This window comes from Phyllobacterium sp. A18/5-2 (assembly GCF_025452215.1).
GTDB classification, from domain to species: Bacteria; Pseudomonadota; Alphaproteobacteria; order Rhizobiales; family Rhizobiaceae; genus Phyllobacterium; species Phyllobacterium sophorae.
Window position 1 is genome coordinate 1,537,155 of the sequence record NZ_CP104967.1, and the last position, 19,573, is coordinate 1,556,727.

At 55.2% G+C, this 19,573-nt stretch carries 19 protein-coding genes and 3 pseudogenes; 13 read left to right on the forward strand and 9 right to left on the reverse strand.

Annotated elements, in window-relative coordinates; translation table 11 throughout:
* Nucleotides 1–1,294: 1,294 nt before the first annotated feature.
* Nucleotides 1,295–2,521 (forward strand): adenylate/guanylate cyclase domain-containing protein, encoded by a 1,227-nt coding sequence (locus N8E89_RS26120; protein ID WP_262262648.1) that lies wholly within the window; start codon nucleotides 1,295–1,297, stop codon nucleotides 2,519–2,521.
* A 192-nt stretch (nucleotides 2,522–2,713) separates the two neighbouring features.
* Here the strand turns inward: N8E89_RS26120 and N8E89_RS26125 are convergent, their stop codons facing one another.
* Nucleotides 2,714–2,842, reverse strand: coding sequence for a hypothetical protein (locus N8E89_RS26125; RefSeq protein ID WP_262262649.1), 129 nt, complete (start codon nucleotides 2,840–2,842; stop codon nucleotides 2,714–2,716).
* Between the two features lie 174 nt (nucleotides 2,843–3,016).
* The gene (locus tag N8E89_RS26130) at nucleotides 3,017–3,364 is read right to left on the reverse strand and encodes a hypothetical protein (RefSeq protein ID WP_262262650.1); all 348 of its coding nucleotides are present in this window, start codon (nucleotides 3,362–3,364) and stop codon (nucleotides 3,017–3,019) included.
* A gap of 469 nt (nucleotides 3,365–3,833) precedes the next feature.
* Between N8E89_RS26130 and N8E89_RS26135 the strand changes: the two genes are divergently transcribed.
* Nucleotides 3,834–4,124, forward strand: a complete 291-nt coding sequence (locus N8E89_RS26135; RefSeq protein ID WP_262262651.1) for a DUF1236 domain-containing protein — start codon at nucleotides 3,834–3,836, stop codon at nucleotides 4,122–4,124.
* A 166-nt stretch (nucleotides 4,125–4,290) separates the two neighbouring features.
* Here N8E89_RS26135 and N8E89_RS26140 read toward each other — a convergent pair whose 3' ends face one another.
* Nucleotides 4,291–4,455 (reverse strand): hypothetical protein, encoded by a 165-nt coding sequence (locus N8E89_RS26140; RefSeq protein ID WP_262262652.1) that lies wholly within the window; start codon nucleotides 4,453–4,455, stop codon nucleotides 4,291–4,293.
* Between the two features lie 259 nt (nucleotides 4,456–4,714).
* On the opposite strand from N8E89_RS26140, the gene N8E89_RS26145 reads away from it, so the two are divergent.
* From N8E89_RS26145 to N8E89_RS26165, 5 genes and pseudogenes are all read left to right on the forward strand, one after another.
* Entirely contained in the window at nucleotides 4,715–4,849 is a 135-nt protein-coding gene (locus tag N8E89_RS26145) for a hypothetical protein (RefSeq protein WP_262262653.1), read from the forward strand.
* A gap of 710 nt (nucleotides 4,850–5,559) precedes the next feature.
* On the forward strand, nucleotides 5,560–5,754 hold the full coding sequence (locus N8E89_RS26150) for a hypothetical protein (RefSeq protein WP_262262654.1): 195 nt from the start codon (nucleotides 5,560–5,562) through the stop codon (nucleotides 5,752–5,754).
* A gap of 449 nt (nucleotides 5,755–6,203) precedes the next feature.
* On the forward strand, nucleotides 6,204–6,482 hold the full coding sequence (locus N8E89_RS26155; RefSeq protein WP_262262655.1) for a hypothetical protein: 279 nt from the start codon (nucleotides 6,204–6,206) through the stop codon (nucleotides 6,480–6,482).
* An 850-nt stretch (nucleotides 6,483–7,332) separates the two neighbouring features.
* Nucleotides 7,333–7,560, forward strand: coding sequence for a hypothetical protein (locus tag N8E89_RS26160; RefSeq protein WP_262262656.1), 228 nt, complete (start codon nucleotides 7,333–7,335; stop codon nucleotides 7,558–7,560).
* 555 nt (nucleotides 7,561–8,115) lie between these two features.
* Nucleotides 8,116–8,437 (forward strand): annotated as a pseudogene (locus N8E89_RS26165) (DUF1214 domain-containing protein); the annotation flags it as partial.
* A 1,144-nt stretch (nucleotides 8,438–9,581) separates the two neighbouring features.
* On the opposite strand, the gene N8E89_RS26170 reads toward N8E89_RS26165, so the two are convergent.
* Both N8E89_RS26170 and N8E89_RS29600 read right to left on the reverse strand, forming a co-directional pair.
* Nucleotides 9,582–9,911, reverse strand: coding sequence for a DUF7940 domain-containing protein (locus tag N8E89_RS26170; RefSeq protein ID WP_262262657.1), 330 nt, complete (start codon nucleotides 9,909–9,911; stop codon nucleotides 9,582–9,584).
* Between the two features lie 820 nt (nucleotides 9,912–10,731).
* Nucleotides 10,732–11,790 (reverse strand): annotated as a pseudogene (locus tag N8E89_RS29600) (phage minor head protein).
* 82 nt (nucleotides 11,791–11,872) lie between these two features.
* On the opposite strand from N8E89_RS29600, the gene N8E89_RS26180 reads away from it, so the two are divergent.
* Nucleotides 11,873–12,091, forward strand: a complete 219-nt coding sequence (locus N8E89_RS26180; protein WP_262262658.1) for a hypothetical protein — start codon at nucleotides 11,873–11,875, stop codon at nucleotides 12,089–12,091.
* A gap of 3 nt (nucleotides 12,092–12,094) precedes the next feature.
* Here N8E89_RS26180 and N8E89_RS26185 read toward each other — a convergent pair whose 3' ends face one another.
* Nucleotides 12,095–12,469, reverse strand: a complete 375-nt coding sequence (locus N8E89_RS26185; protein ID WP_262262659.1) for a hypothetical protein — start codon at nucleotides 12,467–12,469, stop codon at nucleotides 12,095–12,097.
* Between the two features lie 33 nt (nucleotides 12,470–12,502).
* On the opposite strand from N8E89_RS26185, the gene N8E89_RS26190 reads away from it, so the two are divergent.
* The 5 genes from N8E89_RS26190 to N8E89_RS26210 all read left to right on the forward strand — a co-directional run bounded on the left by N8E89_RS26190 (nucleotide 12,503) and on the right by N8E89_RS26210 (nucleotide 17,026).
* Nucleotides 12,503–12,805: an XRE family transcriptional regulator gene (locus N8E89_RS26190; RefSeq protein ID WP_262262660.1), complete on the forward strand. Its 303-nt coding sequence runs from the start codon at nucleotides 12,503–12,505 to the stop codon at nucleotides 12,803–12,805.
* Between the two features lie 510 nt (nucleotides 12,806–13,315).
* Entirely contained in the window at nucleotides 13,316–13,792 is a 477-nt protein-coding gene (locus N8E89_RS26195) for an Hsp20 family protein (RefSeq protein ID WP_262263339.1), read from the forward strand.
* A 502-nt stretch (nucleotides 13,793–14,294) separates the two neighbouring features.
* Nucleotides 14,295–14,879 (forward strand): group I truncated hemoglobin, encoded by a 585-nt coding sequence (locus N8E89_RS26200; RefSeq protein ID WP_262262661.1) that lies wholly within the window; start codon nucleotides 14,295–14,297, stop codon nucleotides 14,877–14,879.
* 1,164 nt (nucleotides 14,880–16,043) lie between these two features.
* Entirely contained in the window at nucleotides 16,044–16,457 is a 414-nt protein-coding gene (locus tag N8E89_RS26205; protein ID WP_262262662.1) for a hypothetical protein, read from the forward strand.
* Between the two features lie 107 nt (nucleotides 16,458–16,564).
* Nucleotides 16,565–17,026: a hypothetical protein gene (locus N8E89_RS26210; RefSeq protein ID WP_262262663.1), complete on the forward strand. Its 462-nt coding sequence runs from the start codon at nucleotides 16,565–16,567 to the stop codon at nucleotides 17,024–17,026.
* 265 nt (nucleotides 17,027–17,291) lie between these two features.
* Here N8E89_RS26210 and N8E89_RS26215 read toward each other — a convergent pair whose 3' ends face one another.
* From N8E89_RS26215 to N8E89_RS26225, 3 genes and pseudogenes are all read right to left on the reverse strand, one after another.
* A complete protein-coding gene (locus N8E89_RS26215; RefSeq protein ID WP_262262664.1) occupies nucleotides 17,292–17,438 on the reverse strand; it encodes a DUF1127 domain-containing protein in 147 nt (48 codons plus the stop codon).
* Nucleotides 17,439–17,632: 194 nt separating this feature from the next.
* Nucleotides 17,633–18,292 carry a phosphoribosyltransferase gene (locus N8E89_RS26220; RefSeq protein WP_262262665.1) on the reverse strand — a complete coding sequence of 220 codons (660 nt, stop codon included), beginning with the start codon at nucleotides 18,290–18,292 and terminating at the stop codon, nucleotides 17,633–17,635.
* A gap of 159 nt (nucleotides 18,293–18,451) precedes the next feature.
* A pseudogene (locus tag N8E89_RS26225) lies at nucleotides 18,452–18,912 on the reverse strand (YbhB/YbcL family Raf kinase inhibitor-like protein).
* Between the last annotated feature and the right edge of the window lie 661 nt (nucleotides 18,913–19,573).

A 19,573-nucleotide genomic window follows, 5' to 3' on the forward strand; every position in this document is an offset into this window, starting at 1 on the left:
GATGCGAGAGCTGCTCCGCGCATCCAGACACGAGGCGTACTACTCATTCATCCGGTTACTTCAACGTCGCTATCCCGGACATGAGCGCGCTCATCTCGCCAACTGATTCCCCGACCATTGGGAGCTTCATAGTCAAAATCCATGGATCGACGGATTTCTTCGGCTGCGACCGCCAGCGCGAATTGTGGCGCGTTGCGGCAGCCTCAACGCGCAATCTTTCGCGGCGCTCCATGGCACGAGATACCCCAGAGTATGGGACCCGCGCGTCACGAAGTACGCAAAACATTCGAGATGCTTTTCTGGGCAAAAGTTGCTCAGGCATGAGCCCGCGCCACGCCATGTAACCGGCAAGCTCGTTTTCCGGAACCAATCCCGTCTGCGCCGATCACAAGATCCGCGGTTTCGGAGGTTCCGTCGGCAAAGACAATTTCAGCTCCCGCGGCGGCATCCTGATGTCTACCGCCTGCCGACCGAGAACATATCGATCGCCCTCGATGCGGGAAGCGAATGTGTGATAGAGGTAGTCCCAGGAAATCTGCATTTGAGGCGTGTGGTTCGTCTCAGCCACGTTGCCGTCCCGGCCTAAGTCGATACGCTCCTGCGCCACGACGCCGGCGCGGGCTACATGTTCGCACCCAATCTGACGTAGTACCGAAACAAGTCGTGTTGGCCTACGGGGCCAGCGCCCGCCCGGCCAGTGCGCTGCCATGCCATCCCAAACCATAACCTTGAACCAAATACCCTCCGGTAGAACGACCCTAAAGTAGACAAAGCTTGCTCTAGAGGGTCGCAAGCCTATGTCGGCACTCTTGAACGGTGGCAATCGACGACCATATTAGAGGCACGATCCGTGCATCAATGTCCCGGTTGCGACCGCGCTACCACACCTACTCTTTGGAACAGGGCGAGCCGGTCTTCGCAATCATGCAGTTCCTCGCGCAGTGGGCTACCCAATGGGCTTCGTAGACAAACAAATCCTCCCTTCAGATGACACAGACCTGATTAATGGGTATTCGAGAACGGTCGCCGATGCTGTCGAACGTGTCGGACCGGCGGTTAGTCGTATCGGGCGGGTCGGGCACGGATCCAGGTTGGCTATTTCACCCGGTGGTCTCATCGTCACAAACAATCATGTGCTCGAAAATGCACAGAGGGTGGGCATAAAGACCCCGACGGTAATCGCCGGGTTCGGCCGCGTCGTCGGCGCGACGCCGATGCGGACATTGCGGTTGTGCGCGCCGCGACCAGCCTCAGCGCACCTGGTAGCCCAAAACGACCGCAATGGAGAGTTAAAATGATGTCTGTGTCAAACGTGGCCATTGCGTCGCCGGACGAAGGTGTCTGGCCACAGCAGCGCCGGAAAATACTTGATTGGTTGGTAACCGAAACCCGTCATGAACGTTTCATCGACAACATCCTGGTCGAGATGTGCCAAAGGCTCCTGGATGCCGGCGTGCCGGTCGGCAGAGCGACGCTGCATTTCAGAATTCATCATCCCCAATGGATTGGCGCACGAATCCTATGGCGCACCGGGATTTCAGAGGCGGAAATCCAGACCTTCGAATATGGTGTTGAAGAAACCGAACAGTATCTGAACAGTCCCCTGTACGAGATCAATAGTGGAGCCGGCGCTGTCCGCCAGCGGCTGGGGGAGCCTGGTTCCAGGTATTCGCTTTATGATGAGCTGCGGGCCGATGGCTATACCGACTACATCGCCTGGCCGCTCGAACACACGCTCGACAAGCGTCACGTCATCACCTTCGCCAGCGACCGGCCGGGCGGCTTTAGCAATGATCATCTGGCGTTGCTTGCGGACCTGCTTCCAGCCTTTGCTCTGGTCAGTGAAATCAGGTTGAAGAACCGTCTCGCTCGCACGCTGCTGGAAACCTATGTCGGCCCGCATGCCAGCGAGAAGATCCTCGCCGGCGCGACGACCCGCGGTAGTGGTGTGACGGTTGGCGCTGCGATCCTGATCTGCGATCTTCGCAACTTCACGGCAATTTCGGATCTTTGGCCCCGGGATGACGTCATTGAACTTTTGAACGGCTATTTTGACGCAATGTCGGGACCGATCGAGAGCCACGGTGGGGAAATCCTCAAATTCATGGGCGACGGGCTTCTGGCGATCTTCCCGCTGAGCGACGGGAGGGCGTGCGCCAATCTTCTCCAGGCGATCAGCGAAGCGCAGACCGCAGTGGCCACGCTGAACGAGGAAAACATGCTGAAGGGTCATGACCCGCTTGGTTACGGCATCGGCGTCCACGTCGGTGACGTCATGTACGGCAACATCGGTTCCCGCCGACGGCTTGACTTCACGGTGATAGGGCCAGCGGTTAATGTTGCCTCGCGGCTCGAGAGCCTGACCAAGGAAATCAAGCGTCCCGTTCTCCTGTCGAAGGCGTTCGTCGAAATGGCGTCGTGCCAATCCCAAATGGAAAATCTCGGCTTGTTCCCGTTGCGAGGTGTCGGTGAACCTATCGAAGTTTACGCGTTATCCGGCGACTGTGTTCCGTCGAATTGACAGGTCTCGGCTCCTCCCGCTCCACGATGGCCTCGGCAGCGGACGGCAGTAGGGTATTGGTCGGGTGCATGGCACGCCCGGGTAGCGCCACCTCGCAGCCGTGCTGATCGCCGATGTCGTTGGTCATAGCCGCCTACACCAGATCAACGAAGAGGGTGCGCGCGTGGTTTCAGACAGACCTGAAGGAGGGCTTCAAGGTACGCGCAACGCGTTCTGCAAGAGGATGGTTTTTAGGTCACCGTCGAGGATGGCACGCTCTTTGGTGCGCCAGTTCAAGGTGCGCCATTCGTGTTCGCAATAGATATAATTGTTGCTGGTCAAAAACATACTCCCTTCCGTGCATTCAGGCGGGAGCACATTCCATCGCTCAAACGCTGGCACCCCTTAATATACCAAGCGATAAAAAAGTGTCTGCTAAGGGACCATGAGAGCCAATTCACTCTTAAAAGAAACGCACCTACGGCGTTCAATCTGATTGGCGACTAGCAAGGCTCGTCAGGCGGCGGGCACCAACCGCTTGTAGTTCGCCCGCAACGTCTTCCTGCCAGGCTTGAGCGCTGCTTCTGTCGCTTTGTTGACAGCTTGCGTCATCAACCCGGACGGTGATTTGCCGGTCATGACGTCGAACCAGAATGTTGTGGTTGAATACATCATCGACAGTTGCGCGGAAACAGTGCCGTCCATAATCGCCGCGACTTTTTCAGAGACCGCCCGGGTCGTTTCCGGCCCCTTCGTCTTGCCGGCGAAGCATTCCAGTGCCATCACTGGAAGTCGCATCGCAATGACCATGGAGGCCAGCTGAAGATCGACGACGCCTCGCTGCTTTGTTCTGACTTTTGGCATGATGGTCCCTTGGGTCGCAGGCGGCAGGAATTCAGAATCCTACAACTATCGGATAACGGATTGGTTTCATAAAAAAGATCCTCTTGACTCTTTCGCGTCACGAACACTTGCAGGTCATACGCGGTGGCGACGACATATGAACATGAAACCTCTGTCTCGCGGGGGAACAGAGAGACTTGTGCAGGAGAGGGCGCGTGAGCGAACCGGCATCCAAGCACGAGGATAAATTGGGCGATTGCTTGCTGAACAGATGGTCATGCTGCGATTGCAGCGTTGGCGGAGCGCAGCTTTCTCATAAAAGAACTGGAATTCGCCTCGCTCGCCACGATGTTCGAACCCGCCCATTAATGATTTGACCAATCGCCTCCGTCTGAGAAAGATGTCTTTCCGGATTGCGATACTGCCTTTGGAACCAAATCGCATATCGATGGTTTCAGAGGCGGCCAGAGTCGCCCCAAGGGAGAAAATCATGAAACGGCTATTTCTATTAACCGCGGCGATGGCGGTCGCGAGTGTTGGAAACGTGTTTGCGCAAGACACAGTCATAATCGAGGTCCCCCAGCCAACCCGGGACTATGTGATTGCCCACCCATCCGACCCCATCGTGATTGAAGGGGATGTGGCTGTAGGAACTGCTATACCGGAAGATATCGAGTTGGTGCCGATTCCAGACAATCCGGACTACAGTTACGTTTATGTCGAAAAGCGCCCCATCATCGTTTCGACCAAGAACCGCAAGGTCGTGTATTTGTCGCAATAGTGAATGCCTTCGCGACTGTCACGTGCAACAGCATCTTGCTTGATATCGCTGTTCTCAAAAAAGGAGCTCCGCCCACAGCAACCTTCAGAGAATGGCGGTGCTGTAGGTGTCTGACAATGAAATGACAACATATTCCGATGCCGCAGCGAAACCAGGTATCACCCCCCTATTCCTTTGGCTCTTTCTCCGCCAGACGCTTTAGCAGATCGTCAGACTGTTCGTCATTGGCTATGGGCTGGTAGCGACTGCGCAGCGCATCCCTGTAGGACGAGCGGTTCAGTTGTTCCCTGACCACTTTGGCGATTTCTGGTTTCTCGTCTTTCTCATCCATGACTGTGTCCGTCATTCGTGGCAACAACCAGTGTCAGCCCAAATGGTTCCGGGCCGAGGATTGCAAGCATTAGAATTTGTTCGGCAAATGCGAATTGTTCGACTCAGAGCGTCCGCTGGAGGACAATTCTGGGGTCGCCGGCATCTTTGGCCACCGGCGCTTGAGAGTGCTCCCGCCGTAGCTAGGCAGTGCACCATGCTTCCCCTGATCAGCCAGCACACTTATACCACCGAACAATGGGACCTGATGCAGCGCGCGCATGTCAAAGCATCCGAGATGCTTAGACGCTGCTCGCATACCAGCCTACGATGATGTGATCATCGCCATCATGGCCGCGGAGCAGGAAATGACGGAGACAGGCATCGAGAACGACAATAACAGCAGCGCATCCTGACTATTGGCTGCAAAACTGAAAAATCGGCAAAATGACTGGTTCTCTGCTGGGTTTTTCACTGATCTCAGCAGAACATTCGAAAGGACTAGAGTTAAGCCAGGAATCGGCGCTATCCGCAGACGTTTTGCTGGCATGGCCGACAACAAAGATTACAAACCGTTCAGAATCGTCTCTGTCCTGCAGGGCAGTAAGACTATCGCCATTGAGTGCGTTTACGACGCCTCCAAATACATATTGGAGAAATGGCCAGAAAACGCGGGCTGATCAGGGGCGGTTATAAGTGCCACCTCCGACTCGCATCGAGGGACCAGACATGACTCAACCGTTTGCAGTCGCGGGTTCGACGCCAATTCGAGCGAGTCTTTCTTGCTCTTGAGATATCGCGTTCAGAATATATTTAACTGGTTCGAGAACACGAAAGCTAAGATTGTCGCCAGCGCCGGTACCTGCCCAAATTATTGTACGCTCGTCCTCAGCGTCCCGGTAAAACCTGATGACATTCGTCATATTAACGACAACTCGCTCGCTGTCTTCGCCTCGCGTGAGTTCCAACCACATGTCCGTATCCTCCGCAATCAACCGCCCCGCCGAGCAGCCAAGGCGGCAAGCCACTCAAGATAAATAGATACCACTCCAGGCCGCGTCCATGGGGGATCATCGCCGTTCGTCCCGAACTCCGTTACCCTCAGCACAACCGGGCGATCACGGGCATGGCGGAAGATGAAGAACTGATAGAGGACATCATGGCGCTGGCCAAAAATGCCGAAGAAGCGCGTCCTAGGACGATTGATGTGTCGGCTTTGGCGATGAACCTTGGAGCCAAGTTTCCACACCGACAGGTCGATGAGATTAAGCCGAAGATCATTGACGTGTGGCGAGCCAACGATCTGTTCTACACAGAATAGAAGACCCTGGCTCCGGATTCAAAGCGCCGACTGTATTGGGTAAGATGGACATGGGCTTACATCTGCACTGGACGTCAGGCGATCCGCTTCTTGTTGACCCTGTTGCCGTCATCTTCAAAGGCAATCTCGCAATCGACGATACCGCATTCCATGCACCCGAGATCTCAATCTGTCGAACGATCCTGGCAACGAAGACGCCGACCTTCTCGCAATGGCGGCACATCGCCCGTACCATGCCTTGGCGGGCCGCCTGCCCTATAAATTCACCGCGGGACGCTTGCTTGCAGCGCTACCACCTTTCACGTTCCCCCACCCAAGGCTATGTCCGCCGGATGACAAAGGGACGCAAAGCTGGCCAACGCGTTTATCGGCAACCGCGAGCTTTCCATTCCCGTGCCGTATGGCACCGTGGGGGCCTGACAGCGCGGGGCAAACAAAGGGTCAGGACAATGGCCAACAAACGCAACCATAGGAGTGACGATTCTCATTCAGGCACCTACGTCGGCGGGACGTTACCCCCTCGGGGTCATGTCAGTGAGCAGATCGCGGAGTACTTTTTAGATGCGGTGCATGGTAGTTTCGGGCGAGTGATCTCGTTTATAATGATCGCGCTCATAGCTGTGGTCACCATACTGTTGGTTACCATTTTCAGTATTGTTGAAGCGATCATACCGAGTCTCGCTGAAGAGCATGCGGGCGGCGAGCGTAAGAATGATGGTGAGTTCTAGCACTGTACTTGGGCTTTTTCCGCCTGCTCCAATTCCTCGAGGAATTTCCTGCATCGGTCGTCGGCGCGCTGATTGAAGTGGCTGCGAAATGCCTCTCGCATGTCGCCCTGACTTAATTGCCTCCGAACAACTTCTACGTGAAATAGCTTGCCCATTCTGAAAGCGGCCAGAGCGAAAGGAGGGAGGAGAGAGTCGAGTTATATCCCCCGATGCCCCCTGCCTCTACCCCTCCCAAGTGGGCCGACAGCGTGACAGGACACCCAGGCAAGCAGCCCTTCCGCAATCAGCCGAAAATACCTCTAGGAGGTGGATTAAGTCAGCTTGGCCATAGGGTGTGTATTGGGTACAACTTTCAGCCGTAAGTTGTACCTCCGCTGTACGTGATTTTCTCTCTCTTCATCGTCCATCATCGAGCGCGCCTAAACGCCTCGAACCATCCCAAATCCACTTGGTTCCATCTGCGGACACACCGTCTATTGGCGGACAAAAATCATTGACGACCCCCAAGATGAGGTTCTTAATATATCCGTCGCTGGGCCTGTTGATGGCGAACCGGCGCTTGAGAGATGGTACGGGCTCCCGCCACAATCGCGGAGGACATTATGGGTCGCCATCGCCTCAAAAAACTCATCTATTCAAGCCAGGACTGGGACCTAATGCAGACTGCGTTGCTCTTGGCTTCTAAACAGTTTGAACCCCCGAATTATCCATATGCTGACCGACTTGCACGCAGGGTAATGACACTCTTCGATCAGGGTCTACGCGATGCAGAAACGCTGGCGTCGGCGGCCGTGCATCAGGAACGATTGATTGCCCAGATTGGGTTGTTCCGTGACACTGCGAGGCAACCATGAGCTACACCGCCCTCCAGCGCTTGGACAACAAGCTCGTTTGTCCCCAGTGCGACACCATCTACCTTACGCTCACGCAAAACATGTCCGGCTACACCCCGATCCATTGCAGCTCCTGCGGTGAATATTTGGGAACCTGGGGCGAACTTGAGCAGGATTTCATCGCCCAAGGCGGCGAGAGCGGCGTCTTCGAAATGCACGACGGTCAGATCATTCGAAGGGACTAGCGCGATCAGGGAACCACTCGCGCGTTTCAAAAGTTAAATTCATATTCGGGAATGTACACCCATCCCGAATAGCCCACTGGCCAGGCCCCCGTGGTCTGGCCTTTTTTGATTTGTCACTAGGAAATTTGATGGGGGTGGCACCAAGGCACCGGTATGCTGCAATAAGCACATGCAAGACTATAAGTCGTTTCAAATCGTCTCAGTCCTTCAGGGCAGTAAGTCCATTGCTGTCGATTGCTCTTGTCGAAGCGGCGAAAGATTTACATTGAGACGACACCTCGACCGCCAGCAACGGGAAAGTTGGAGCGCTGGCACAAGAGCAAGCCGAGACGTCGATCTTAAACGGGTCGGAATGTGATTTGACTGTGAGTGGGCACAGGTCGAGACTTATCAAGTCAGATAATCATACCCCTGACATGAGGCCTGGCCGTTGTTCCCTCTCCTGAAGCCGGGCCTCACTCTTGTCCGGAGGCGTACAAAGACGGAACGAAGTCGGTTTTGATTTGTTGTTTAGCTTGCTGATCTACGTCAGCTGAGCCCCTGATTTTCCGCCCCTATGCCGTGGACGTTGACGGGAAGAAGCTCAAAGACCGCTACACGTTGCACCAGTCCTCCTACCTCCCGTTAATGCATTCTGGTCGCTGACCATGTATGAATTGCCGCAGAGCCTGCTTGTCGCAGAATCCAATCAACCGTTACCCCATCCACTCGCCGATGCTTTCGCAACTCGTGAAGGGTGCCGATGGTGGCCCGAAACTCTATATTCAGAACAGATCCCCCGGAAAGGACAAGGAACCCAATTGGCTACCTGGTCCGTTTAATGCTTTCATGCGGCTCTACTGGCAGGCCAGAAGCGCTCGACGGAATGTGGAAATAGCCGCCGACACAGGCGGTCGTATAGGCTAGCAATTGGCCGAAGCCGTTTTTGGCCCGCGTAGCGTTTGTCGAGGCTGCTAGGGAGGCTGATATCTATACCGACACCACGCCACGGCCGCCGCCTACCGGCAAGCTCGGACCGAAATGGGCAAACGGAGGCCAGCGCGTAGGCCTAAGTTCATGAATAACTTAGACATTTTTAACGAGTGATCGATCTATTGTTGCCTCCGTTATCTCGAGCAATATTTTTTGCTGGTTAAACCCCGGCGACAAGGCCTGGCTCACTGCTCTCCAAAGGTGGAAGGCCGGGCCCCACCTTATTTATATCCTGGCCACTTCCGTGCTACCACTCGTCCGCTGGCAGAAACATGGTTGCCGGCGCGCGGAAAGAGAACATTCTTGCCTCTCGTGCCGATGCCCCGCGGCACCAGGCTCGGCGTTGAGGTGTGCAACGGCCCCGAAATATGCTCCACCAGCCTCTCCTTTTTTCCCGGCCGCAGACGCAAAGATCACAGCATCCATATAATGAATTCTAGCGAACCCACGATTGATTGATACTCGGTAGCCGATGCGCCAAAATGCCAAAGCTGGTACTGGCACGGGGCTCGGCGTTCTGCATTTTCACTGGTGCGTGCGTCGCGCCCCACACCCGGCGCCCCCAACGCCCTTGATAGGACTCCAATCTGGGTATTTAATGATTAGGCTGAACCCCAAATTTCAGCAAGAGGCCTGGGGATCCAACTTTGCTTCACACTGTTGCCAGGCCTCCTTCTTTGCTCTTTCCACCACTTACTGGAGAAGGCGGCTACCTTGCCGGCAGAGGGGCGGCGGTGGTGACATAAAGCCGGTCCTTTAACCGGCATGTCGACATTCACATTCTGTTGCTGGTGGTTCGACAGTGTTTTTACCCACACCGGAATTTCGATCGACAGTAGATCAGTGTGAAGATTCCAATGATTGCTCCGTCCGATGCTGCCTTGGTGACGGCTACAATCAGAAAATGGGTATCAGGAAAACTGGCCCTTAGCTCGTCGCAAGCGGCAGCAATCTTTCTGTGAATCGTCATGTTACGGCACCCTCGAATTTGCCATGATCGCAGGATTAACACAAAGCCGTGGGCGGCAAGCCTGTCCTCGGGCCTTGATTCAACAACGCTCCTTAGGACACCAGCGCGACCAGTTCCGCCATCTCCAGGGAGCGAGAGCCCCGATACAGGCCGAAACGAGAGAAACCAGCTTCTCGAACTCCGCAACCGGTTTCTCGATCATTTTCAACCGGCCGTCGATCCCATCGATCTTGAACGCGGCCGTCACGGTCACGAATGACAGAGCTGCAAATAAGCCGGGAGGGATTGGGAGAACCCGTCTAGCAACGGCAACACGACTACCGGAAAACAGATCGGCAAGCAGCATCAGGCGGATGCTCCACGTACAGCGCAGAACTACCCGCCACTCGTCGATGAGACGCTTGGTCATTTCCTTGTTTTCGGATTGGCGGTATGTTGTCGGGTGCTGTAGTCCCCTTTGCAGCAGAGGCTTGGCCGAGGGGTATTCTTCCAGCACGCCATGAGGCCAAGCTTCATTGCAGGAATTATTTCCGAAGATTTTTTAGATCCTGTGCCCTGGCTGTCCTTGCCGTCATTTTTCCCTGACATCGGAACATTTCTAATTCTTCCCGGTTCGGGCCGTGTCGGAGAGCGCCTAACTCTTCGGCAAGGGGCCTGGCGTGTCACCGCCCAATGAACCCCGCGTCGGGCCCCACGGGCGGCTCAATGGGTGCTGGTGTCTCCACCTGCAATGCGGATTTTGGCCATACTGCGCTTGGCAGGATTTTGGCATGTTCATCCCGGCCAGTGACTAACACGCCATCTATGACCTTGCGCGTGTAGCTCACCATTCGCTCGGCCGATATCGCCGAATATAAAAGGACGATCAACTGCGGACGCGGGCAAGATTGCACCTTTCCGGCACAACCAAGAAATCGAAATCCTCGCCGCCATTTTTGACAGCGTTTAGGGTGTCATCACGTCGTTGAGCGGTGAACGAAATGCGCATTGGAACCACCTTCCTATAATTATGACATCGATTGCGGCAGTACCTTTGGCGAAGTAAGCGGTGACAAGCCCAGCGGTATTGGTGGGTTTGAAACCCGGTATCGACCCGCATCCGCCCGTCACTGCGACAGGCGTTTGCATTTCGAAACAACCTCTTGCACGCTTTCCTTGAACACCGCTTCGATAGCCGGGTCTCTTCTCGGCGAACGCTGCGACCTGCGCACTGAAGGATAGTTTACCCATCATGCGCTTTCATAGCGTCGAACTATCGATGCGAAGTAATCGACCTTGTATTCGAGGTGGCAGCGGCAGCCCACAATCTCGCTCGTTGGCGCGAGTGGATCGCCGGGATAACGCAGGCGTGCTCCGGACGGGCTGATGAAGCTCTCATCCATACCAATTGGCTCAGCACTCGAAAGCGTGGCATGCGTATGCCGGACACGATTATCACCAGCCGACCGCCACTTCTTCTTGATGTCATGTTCAGCGACCTTGCCGGCATTGATCTGCTGACGCATGGCGTTGTCGCGTGCAGTGCCAAGCGTCATCATTGTTTCGGTTCGGGCAAGCATTTCCCCACGAAGCTGCACCATACGGTCTGAATACCGGCCGAGGATGCGCATAACGACGTCGGATGGCAGTGGCTTCCCTTCGCGAATAGCGTTCATGACGGTGCGGTCAAATCGTTTGTCACGGCGCTGGCGGGTAAGGCAGTGCTTTAGGAGCGCGCTATCGCCTGAAGCGAGTTCCGCCTGGGCTAATGACACAAAACGCTCCTGCTGGCTCGTGAGGCCGATAATCCCGCCTTCCCTTCGCCCGTTGACGGGGTTAATCCGACCAATAACATCGAGCGCCGTCGAATGTGGATTGCGACCAGCTGCAAGCCCTTCTTCAAGCGCCCGGCGCCCTGCTTCTGGTCATCGGTGATACGGGTTACAAGTTGCGATGAGTGGTCTCGCAGCCACGCCTCGCCCTCCGGGTGGCGTTACGCCAGAGCGAAAGCTGACCCGATTGCCTTCCGGGTCCTTCAATCGCGGAAGGTTCTCGACCAGACTGATGCCGCCGGCGTTGTAGGCTTCTGCCAGCGCCAGCTCTAGCGCCGAAAATGCTTCCCGCTCGACCTGGATAGCATCGATCGCTCCGTTGATATCGCCTCTTTCCAGACGCTCGACCACCACACGAAGGGTTACGGCCGACTTGATCGCCTCAATGCTTTGAAAGGAGGCATCGGCAAGGACTGCATCGTGTCGAGCAACTGATCGAAGATGCTGCGGTTGCTGGCCATGGTTCGAACTTCGCAAGCTACGCCGAATTCTCGGCATTTGGTTGACGAACATGTCATCTTGGATAAGACTCCACGCATCCACGCGAAGGGCAGAACGGATGGAATTTGACAAGGAGACGATTAATGGCTCGACGGACGGCTATGGACGCGGAGCAACGTTTGAGCTGACCAATGGTCAAGTGTGGGTACAGACGAACGATGAAGATGAATACCTTCACCAGTTCATGCCTGAAGTGCTGCTGGAGACAGCGGACAATGTTGGAAAATTGAAGATCAACGATATGAATGCCTGGTTAGAAGTGAAGCGTATTCGTTGAACCTTACGCTCTTGCCTGGACTTCGAAATACACGTTGATACCCGCCGGATTGAGCGGCATGACACGGACGACGGTGTGCGACACCGCGCCAATTATCGGTTTATCCGTGGTTGCAGGAACGACAGATAACCCTTTGGGAGCAATATAGACCTTTTTGTCACTCGCTTTGATCAAGGTGCCGTCAATATCCTTGTTGTCGAACTTGAGCACCGCCATCGTGCAGGTGTGAGCCGTTGGTACCGGCTCGCCCGGATTCCATTCAGGACCCGAACCTGGAACGTCGCGAACAATCGCGCCGGCCGGACCGAATTTGTCGATGAGACGCAGCGCACTTGCTTGAGCTCGAAGATAATTGAACGATTGACCCTGCGCAGCCATTGAACGATCCTGTCTGCAAATGGAGATCCAACTATGATCACGAGTTCTCAATGTCGCGCGGCGCGAGCTCTGGTTGAATACAGCAGACAGCGCCTCGCAATTTCCTCTGGCGTCAGCCAAGAAATCATTGAGATGTTCGAGCGCAAGCTCGAGAACGCAATCCACGAGGACATCGAAGCTCTACAGGCCGCTTTGGAAGAAGCTGGAGCCGTTTTCATTCCAGACAATGACAGCGGCGGGATTGGAGTTCGCTTAAAGTTTAATCGGTCAGACACCAAACGTATCGCAACGCTGGAAAGCGAAGGCGGTATCGTTGCACACGACGATGTTCCTTAGGTTCATACTGCCATATGCCAGGGGTGCGCGCACGCATCACTTGCACCCTTCTCATCGGCCATCGCTAATAGACGTGCTGCCTCAAGTTCGACTGCTAGGCTTTCAACGGAGACAGCGGCACGTTCCGCGCCCTGAGATTGCAGCTCCACGCTACTACGTTCTCATTTGCACTCAAACGTGATGCATTCCCTCTATGGGGTTTAAGCCCTGCAGCATCATATGACTCATCTGCTGTTTTGCCTTCAAAACGAGCTTGGGCGAACTTTTCGTGCCGTGCATTCTTTAAGACTGGCATTATCTCAGTCGTCGAGCGATCGGTTAACGACTCCAACGATTCCTCGCCATGGTGGATCGTCATTTTTTGTTCTCAACCTGCCCGAACTTCTTGACGGAGCGCGGCTGAATTACCAAATTTCTGCCGTTGGTCGCGCGGAGGTGGACCAACAGTCAGGGAGCGCCAAGCTTCTTGGCGCGCCTCATTTCTATGTTGCTCACAGGAGGGACTTAGCTATGAGAAGCAACGTCGATTTTTCCCCGTTCTACCGGTCGAGCGTAGGGTTCGACCGCATATTCAACTTACTCGAAAACTCAGCTCAGCCTCAGGGGGTCGACAAATGGCCGCCCTACGACATTGTCAAACTTGGCGAGGACAAATATCGCATAGTGATCGCGGTGCCGGGTTTTACACAAGATGATCTGACCATCACGCACGAACCGAATATGTTAGTGGTCAAAGGCGACAAGTCGGGCGATGAAGACTTTCAATATCTCCATCATGGCCTGGCGCTTCGGCCCTTCCTGCATCGGTTCGAGCTTGCGGATCATGTAAGCGTTACCGATGCGCGTCTCGACAATGGCTTACTCATCGTCGAGCTCAAGAAAGAAATACCGGAGGAGATGAAACCACGCCGGATTGCGATCAGCGGTATGGGGAATGCTGCGGTTGGCGAAAGCGCCAAAAGGGTTAAAGATGATCGTGCTGCATAATTACTACAGGCCGCGCCAGTATACGGTTGAAGATAGCTTTCGCTAGGATGACGGAGCGGGCCAGTGTCTGGCCCGCCCCATCAGCCACGCAGCAGCCCACTGGCCAAAATTGCGAAGAATAACAATGGTTTCTTGATCATTGAGCAGCCTTGTTTTCCGTCGCTACGTCGTTTGACTGACTTGCAGAAGCCGGGTCGTTTGTTGCGTTACCGCGGGGAAAACTGGGAAAAAACTGTGAGAGAAGACATCTGGTTTTGTACGGCCATCATTCTGATGACCGCGTAAATAGCGTGGTTGGCTCTTTCAACCCAAACCAATAGATCCCAACAGCCAACATCATGCGCTCAAGCGGGTGCGGCAGGTCCGATTCGAACCGACGACCTTGTGCGGGAATGTGGCTCTTCTTTTCTAGAACAATTTTCGGGAACGCTTTCTAATCTCACGCATCTAATGGTCGTCAATCAAATCAATGCCTGCTATTCAGCAGGGCAAGGAGGATATCATGTACACGCAAACAAAGGCGATGGAGCCAGACGTGGTACAGGGTTTTTCGATTTCTCTTACAAGAAGAAACGTGGTCGCAGGGCTGGCGCTGATCGCCGGCTCGGCGGCCGCATTGGTAGCTGCGGGAAATGCGGATGCGCAGTCCAAGCAGTCGGTGTCTGAGAAGAGCCTGTACGAACGGCTAGGTGGCGTCTTTGCCATTGCGGCGGTGGTTGATCACTTCAGCGACGCGGTCGTGAAGAACCCCATCGTCGGCCAGAAATCCAAGAATCCGCAGTTGAGGAAATGGCACACTAAGAACTTGGAACGGCTGCCCGGGCTTAAATTTATGCGAACCCTGTGGGTCTGCGACATTTCGGGGGGACCCTTCAAGTTCTCTGCCACAAAGCCCGGCACGACGCCGCTCGGCCTTGAGGAGGCGCATCGGGACCTCCGGATCTCCCCATCAGAATTCGATGAGGTCGCAGCGGAGCTTGGAAGGACCTTGGACTTCTTCAAGATACCGAAGCGCGAGAAGGCCGAAGTCCTGGCAGCCTTCGCCGCCCACAAGAACGAGGTCACCGCCGGCTATAATCGCGGCTGAAGGCTCTTGGTTGCAGGCGAGCACGATCCGGCATTGACTCGTCGCAATTCGGAGCTTTGCCGCACGCACATATTTATGGCTCGAAATAGTTGCGGCAGGTCGGATTCTGAACTAACGTTGGCAAGGCTTGCGGTTTCTCGGATTGAAGCAAATTTGCCGGGCCCCATTCCTTTTGGTTATTGGCGCAGCGCTGCTCCTTTATGGAGAGTGACGGCATAGATTTCCAAGGCCGGGAAGCCGTGAACCTCCTCCCATACGGTCAGACTAAAAACCAAGCTGCGGAGCCTATCTGTATTGGGCACTGCAAATGGAAGGGGCCAAAGTTGACGACAATCTGGATCATCCGCCTGCACTATCTAGCACTTTGCCTCGTTTCATCTGTTTAGGATACTTGATGATCGCAATCGGCGGTCCCCGACACCGGGACCGGAGCTATATCGACCGGCTACGCCGCAGATAGTGCTCGAATCAGGCTCGTTGGGGCTTGCGTGAGGGCGAATATCTCACTCCATCGCACTGAGCATATTGCATCCCCCGGACCATGCGGAATAGTGGTATGATGGTTGTGGCAGGACACCGGAGTGCGCGATGAGACAGATATACGCCGTCCTTCCCGCACTTGCTGTGATGTTGGTGCTATTGTTGCTAGTAGCGCTTTGTTCGAGAGAGAAAGCACCCCCAGGTCAAGTGGCCCCTGATGAAGCAGTTCATCTCAAGTGAGCTCGGGTAGCGGCACGGATTCTGAACCGACGATCTCACTGCCCACTCTCGGCGGTGATTGAACTTGGAGAAAAGATTCCATGAGAAGCCGTGAAGCTCTCATGCGCCCGGCGAGTGTTTCCTGTCCCTGGGTCCGCCAGTGAGGGGCAAATCACTTTGGCCCGTATAACTGATTTGCCGTTTAAAATTTTCAGGTGGTTAATTTAGTCGGTATTTAATGTCAGAGTCTTGATCCTTCCCGAATGGCGTTTGATGAAGCTTCCGCACCGGCCGCTTGGTGCGGCGCTACCGCGGTGGCGATACCTTCAATTGGCTCACAATATCCGGCTTTCTTGACGTGCGCCGGAAGGAAGTCATGCTGCCGTCTGGCAAAGTGCCGCCGCGGGCCTTGCTCGGCGCAACCCATACAATCAGCTGCAATCGCTCAGTGCTCAAGGAGTCGTATTGCTCGGCCGGTTCCAAGGTGTCGAGAACGGCCACCTCATGTTTGGCGATGAATTGGACGAGCATTTTCGCTTCGCCGACGAAGCCTCCGCGAACGTCAAATGCTTTCTTGATCAATACATCGAACGCACTGGACTCGATGCGCCAGCGGCAGAGGATGATCCGGCCGAGACGGTTGAGCCGCAGCTGCCAAGCCCGCCAATCCGTTCTATCGATTGGGCGGCGAGCAACATCACGTCAGTGATTTGGTGCACCGGCTTCGTAGGCGACTTCCGGCGGATCCAGCTCCCCGGCGTCCTCGATGAGGCAGGCCAGCCCATTCACGAGGACGGCTTGGGCGTCCTTCCAGGCGTCTATTTTGCCGGCCTCGATTTGGGCTCGACGCGGAAATCGGGGAATACCGGCAATTGGTGACGAGGCGGCCCGCCTCGTCAGCCATATTGTCACAAGGCGAGTCGAATTAGCGTAGACGTTTGAGCATCTGCAATTGGAATAATCGATCCCTAGCGTTGGCAGACGCTGTGTCAATTCCGCTTGATGGTGTAGGATCTGGCTCTCGTGCGTCCGATGTCGCGTCTGGCAGCGCGCTGAACTTTGTCATCCTCGATATGGGGCAGCGGTTGATCGATGTCGTCCCGCGTTTCTTCACCCGACGAACTGGCGACACCCTCCACGGTCGAGACCTGCGGATCGCCGGTTCGGTCATACTGGGACGGGGGCAAGTCTTCCGACGCGGTCGGCGACCAGCCTTCCGAACGCCACGACTCCGCCCGTTCATCGATGTCGACGCTCCCCTCATCATCAAGAATGTCGAGGGCTTTGTCGGCCAGCGCACCGCTTACTTCCGTGACCGTGACCAGGAAGCCGCCGCGGCGCTGTGCAAGTCAATGCCGGCGCTTTCCCTCAAGGATCAAGCGTTCGACGTGCTTCAGCCGACCATAATCCGCCAGCCGGAACGATTGCTCCATGCGCAAATGTCGTGAAGATTTCGGCGGACATCGATCACGGCGATATGCTCGCGTTAAACGGGATCGGGACAGTGCAAAAATTGACGGGCGCGAGCAAAGAACAAGATCAATCGCCTTCAATCTTCGCGATATAACCGCTTGATATCGGTGACCTCGTATGGTCGGGCGCGCCATGCAATAGGGAAAAGTGTGGTGGCTAACACCGTTGAAACAAAGGGCTGAAACAACAAACGCCCGTTGTTACACTCGGGCGTTTGTATGAATTGGCCTTACGCGATGCTTAGCAACCGGCTGCGGCGCGGGCGATGTTGCGAATGTCACCACGGTCAATGCCGAGGTCCTGCAGTTCACGGGAAGTCATGCGGCCAAGTTCAGTAACGGCCTGGCGGTACTTGCGCCAAGTGTTGAAGGAGCGTGCTATGTTCATTGCGATCCCCTTTCCGAGGGCTTATGACGTCAGCAACCTTGCTTGGCTCCGGCGCCGTTTCGATAACGGGGATATAAGGGTTTCACTCATCCACGAACAGCAACAATACATCACGCCACCTATGCAAGCGGCGCAATGGTCGCAGCATGGACGTCCTGCTACAGCGGTCCGTCTGATTAATCGAGCCAAGAATTCTATAAATCACCTGATCCTCCGCTTGTCCGACTTCGTTTCAGGATCTCCATAACTTCTTTCTCAGTCAGCTGCGGAAAATCGACGTAATGGAAGCCGATTGCTTCCAGCGCTGCAGGCTCTTCAAGACAAACGACTTCATCAATGGCCTCTCTCAGCATTTCCATCGTGTCATTTGCCCCAACCGGAACGGCGAGCACAATCCTTCGTGGCTTGCGCTGCTGCAATCCCAAGATTGCAGCGCGAGCGGTTGCACCGGTCGCGATGCCGTCATCGACGAGGATCACCGTTCGGCCCGCAACAGCGATCGGGACCTTGTGCCCGAAATACAACGCACGGCGACGTTCGATTTCCTGGAACTCTTTCGTGCATTCCCTTTGAAATTCGTCTTCCGAAATTCCACTGCTGTGAATGACATCGTCGTTGCGCACGACGATAGGATTAGAACCATCCATGACCGCACCCATAGCGAGTTCTTGGTGGTACGGAACTCCAACCTTGCGTACGATGAGCAGGTCAAGTGGCGCGCCCAGTGCGCTTGCGACTTCAACTGCAACAGCCGCGCCCCCGCGCGGCAGTGCAAGCACAACGACGTCCTGACCCCGGTACAGTTTTAAAGCCTTGGCCAATTGCTTACCGGCATCGGTTCGATCTTCAAACATGGTTGGATCCTCCATCAGATAGGGTATTTGTGTACCAAGACACAAATGCTCGAAGCATCGGACGATCGATTTGTCTCCACGTCCCACTGCGATCAAGCTGATGAGCGACCCCATGCAAGGCCGTCATTCAAGCAGCAGCTCAGCGCGCCTACTGGATTTCTATGCCTCGAAAGTTCCGGTCAAAGTTGCCTCCGCGAGAATGTGTTTGTTCGCTTCATCCCACATCATTTTGACACCGGCCGCCCCGGGGATCGTTAAGTTTGGAACATCGAGCGCGACCAGCCGGAAGTCGTAGCGGTGAACCCCATGGCCCTTGGGCGGCTGCGGCCCATCATAGCGTGCATTGCCGAAGTCGTTTTCTGAATAACGCAGCCCTTGCTCCGCAGACGTATCGATGCTTTCTGGCAGACTGTTTTGCGTTGGCGGGATGTTATACATCCCGCAATGCCGGAAGAGCCCGCTTGGCGCATCTGGATCTTCAACCACAAGAGCAAAGCTGCGCGTCCCGTCCGGGGTACCGGTCCACTTCAAGGGGGAAACAGGTTTCCACCGTTTCGAGTATATTTCATGGGGATTGGTTCGCCATCTGCAAACGCAGGGCTCATCAACGTCAGGGTCATTGGGATCTCCTTTAGTATCGACGCGGCTTGGTGCACTTCGCCATCAGTCAGTTTGCTTTCGTGCGTCTTTGTTTTGTAACCCCGAGCATACGGGATTGTTCCGTGTCAAATCGGTCCATATCGAACGGTGACTCTAACAAGCGTTCGGCAGTCATCGATCATGACATCGTGCACGAAGTGGCTGGTGTTTCGATTTGTGTGGTCCTGCTGTTGCGATGTCAGCAGAGCTCATTCAAATGCCATGCGCCGACATCCTGTCGCGGGGTCACCCAATTCGTCAGGCGCAGCCGGCAAGATATCCCGCATCGTCACGGATCTTCGGACTATCCGGTGAAGGTTCTTTGGATGGCGGTTTCTATGGCGTCGCAACTGGATCGCCGTCCGGGATCGGCAATGACTTATCCGGGCCGCGCAGGGATAGGCCCCCCGGGAGCGCCAACTATGGCGATGCGGTCGATTATTGGCAGGTCTTTGCGTGTGACTTCTACAGGAGTTCATGAGGCCCGCCTTTGGGCATCCAAAAGGGTGGTCGAGCCCCAGAGCTGGAGCTTGTGATACCCTTCCGTGCTCCAGCCGGTGGCGGAATTCTTGAAAGGATCTGCAATCTATCGCGATAGGCGTAAACTCATCTTGTCGCCGGACATTGCATCGTTTGGCTACT

Coding starts and splice junctions, on each gene's coding strand:
- N8E89_RS26190 (WP_262262660.1), top strand. CDS start 12,503: ATGATCACGAGTTCTCAATGTCGCGCGGCGCGAGCTCTGGTTGAATAC.
- N8E89_RS26200 (WP_262262661.1), top strand. CDS start 14,295: ATGTACACGCAAACAAAGGCGATGGAGCCAGACGTGGTACAGGGTTTT.
- N8E89_RS26160 (WP_262262656.1), top strand. CDS start 7,333: ATGAGCTACACCGCCCTCCAGCGCTTGGACAACAAGCTCGTTTGTCCC.
- N8E89_RS26220 (WP_262262665.1), bottom strand. CDS start 18,292: ATGTTTGAAGATCGAACCGATGCCGGTAAGCAATTGGCCAAGGCTTTA.
- N8E89_RS26135 (WP_262262651.1), top strand. CDS start 3,834: ATGAAACGGCTATTTCTATTAACCGCGGCGATGGCGGTCGCGAGTGTT.
- N8E89_RS26150 (WP_262262654.1), top strand. CDS start 5,560: ATGGCGGAAGATGAAGAACTGATAGAGGACATCATGGCGCTGGCCAAA.
- N8E89_RS26215 (WP_262262664.1), bottom strand. CDS start 17,438: ATGAACATAGCACGCTCCTTCAACACTTGGCGCAAGTACCGCCAGGCC.
- N8E89_RS26155 (WP_262262655.1), top strand. CDS start 6,204: ATGGCCAACAAACGCAACCATAGGAGTGACGATTCTCATTCAGGCACC.
- N8E89_RS26130 (WP_262262650.1), bottom strand. CDS start 3,364: ATGCCAAAAGTCAGAACAAAGCAGCGAGGCGTCGTCGATCTTCAGCTG.
- N8E89_RS26180 (WP_262262658.1), top strand. CDS start 11,873: ATGGAATTTGACAAGGAGACGATTAATGGCTCGACGGACGGCTATGGA.
- N8E89_RS26140 (WP_262262652.1), bottom strand. CDS start 4,455: ATGGATGAGAAAGACGAGAAACCAGAAATCGCCAAAGTGGTCAGGGAA.
- N8E89_RS26145 (WP_262262653.1), top strand. CDS start 4,715: ATGTCAAAGCATCCGAGATGCTTAGACGCTGCTCGCATACCAGCCTAC.
- N8E89_RS26185 (WP_262262659.1), bottom strand. CDS start 12,469: ATGGCTGCGCAGGGTCAATCGTTCAATTATCTTCGAGCTCAAGCAAGT.
- N8E89_RS26195 (WP_262263339.1), top strand. CDS start 13,316: ATGAGAAGCAACGTCGATTTTTCCCCGTTCTACCGGTCGAGCGTAGGG.
- N8E89_RS26170 (WP_262262657.1), bottom strand. CDS start 9,911: ATGACCAAGCGTCTCATCGACGAGTGGCGGGTAGTTCTGCGCTGTACG.
- N8E89_RS26120 (WP_262262648.1), top strand. CDS start 1,295: ATGATGTCTGTGTCAAACGTGGCCATTGCGTCGCCGGACGAAGGTGTC.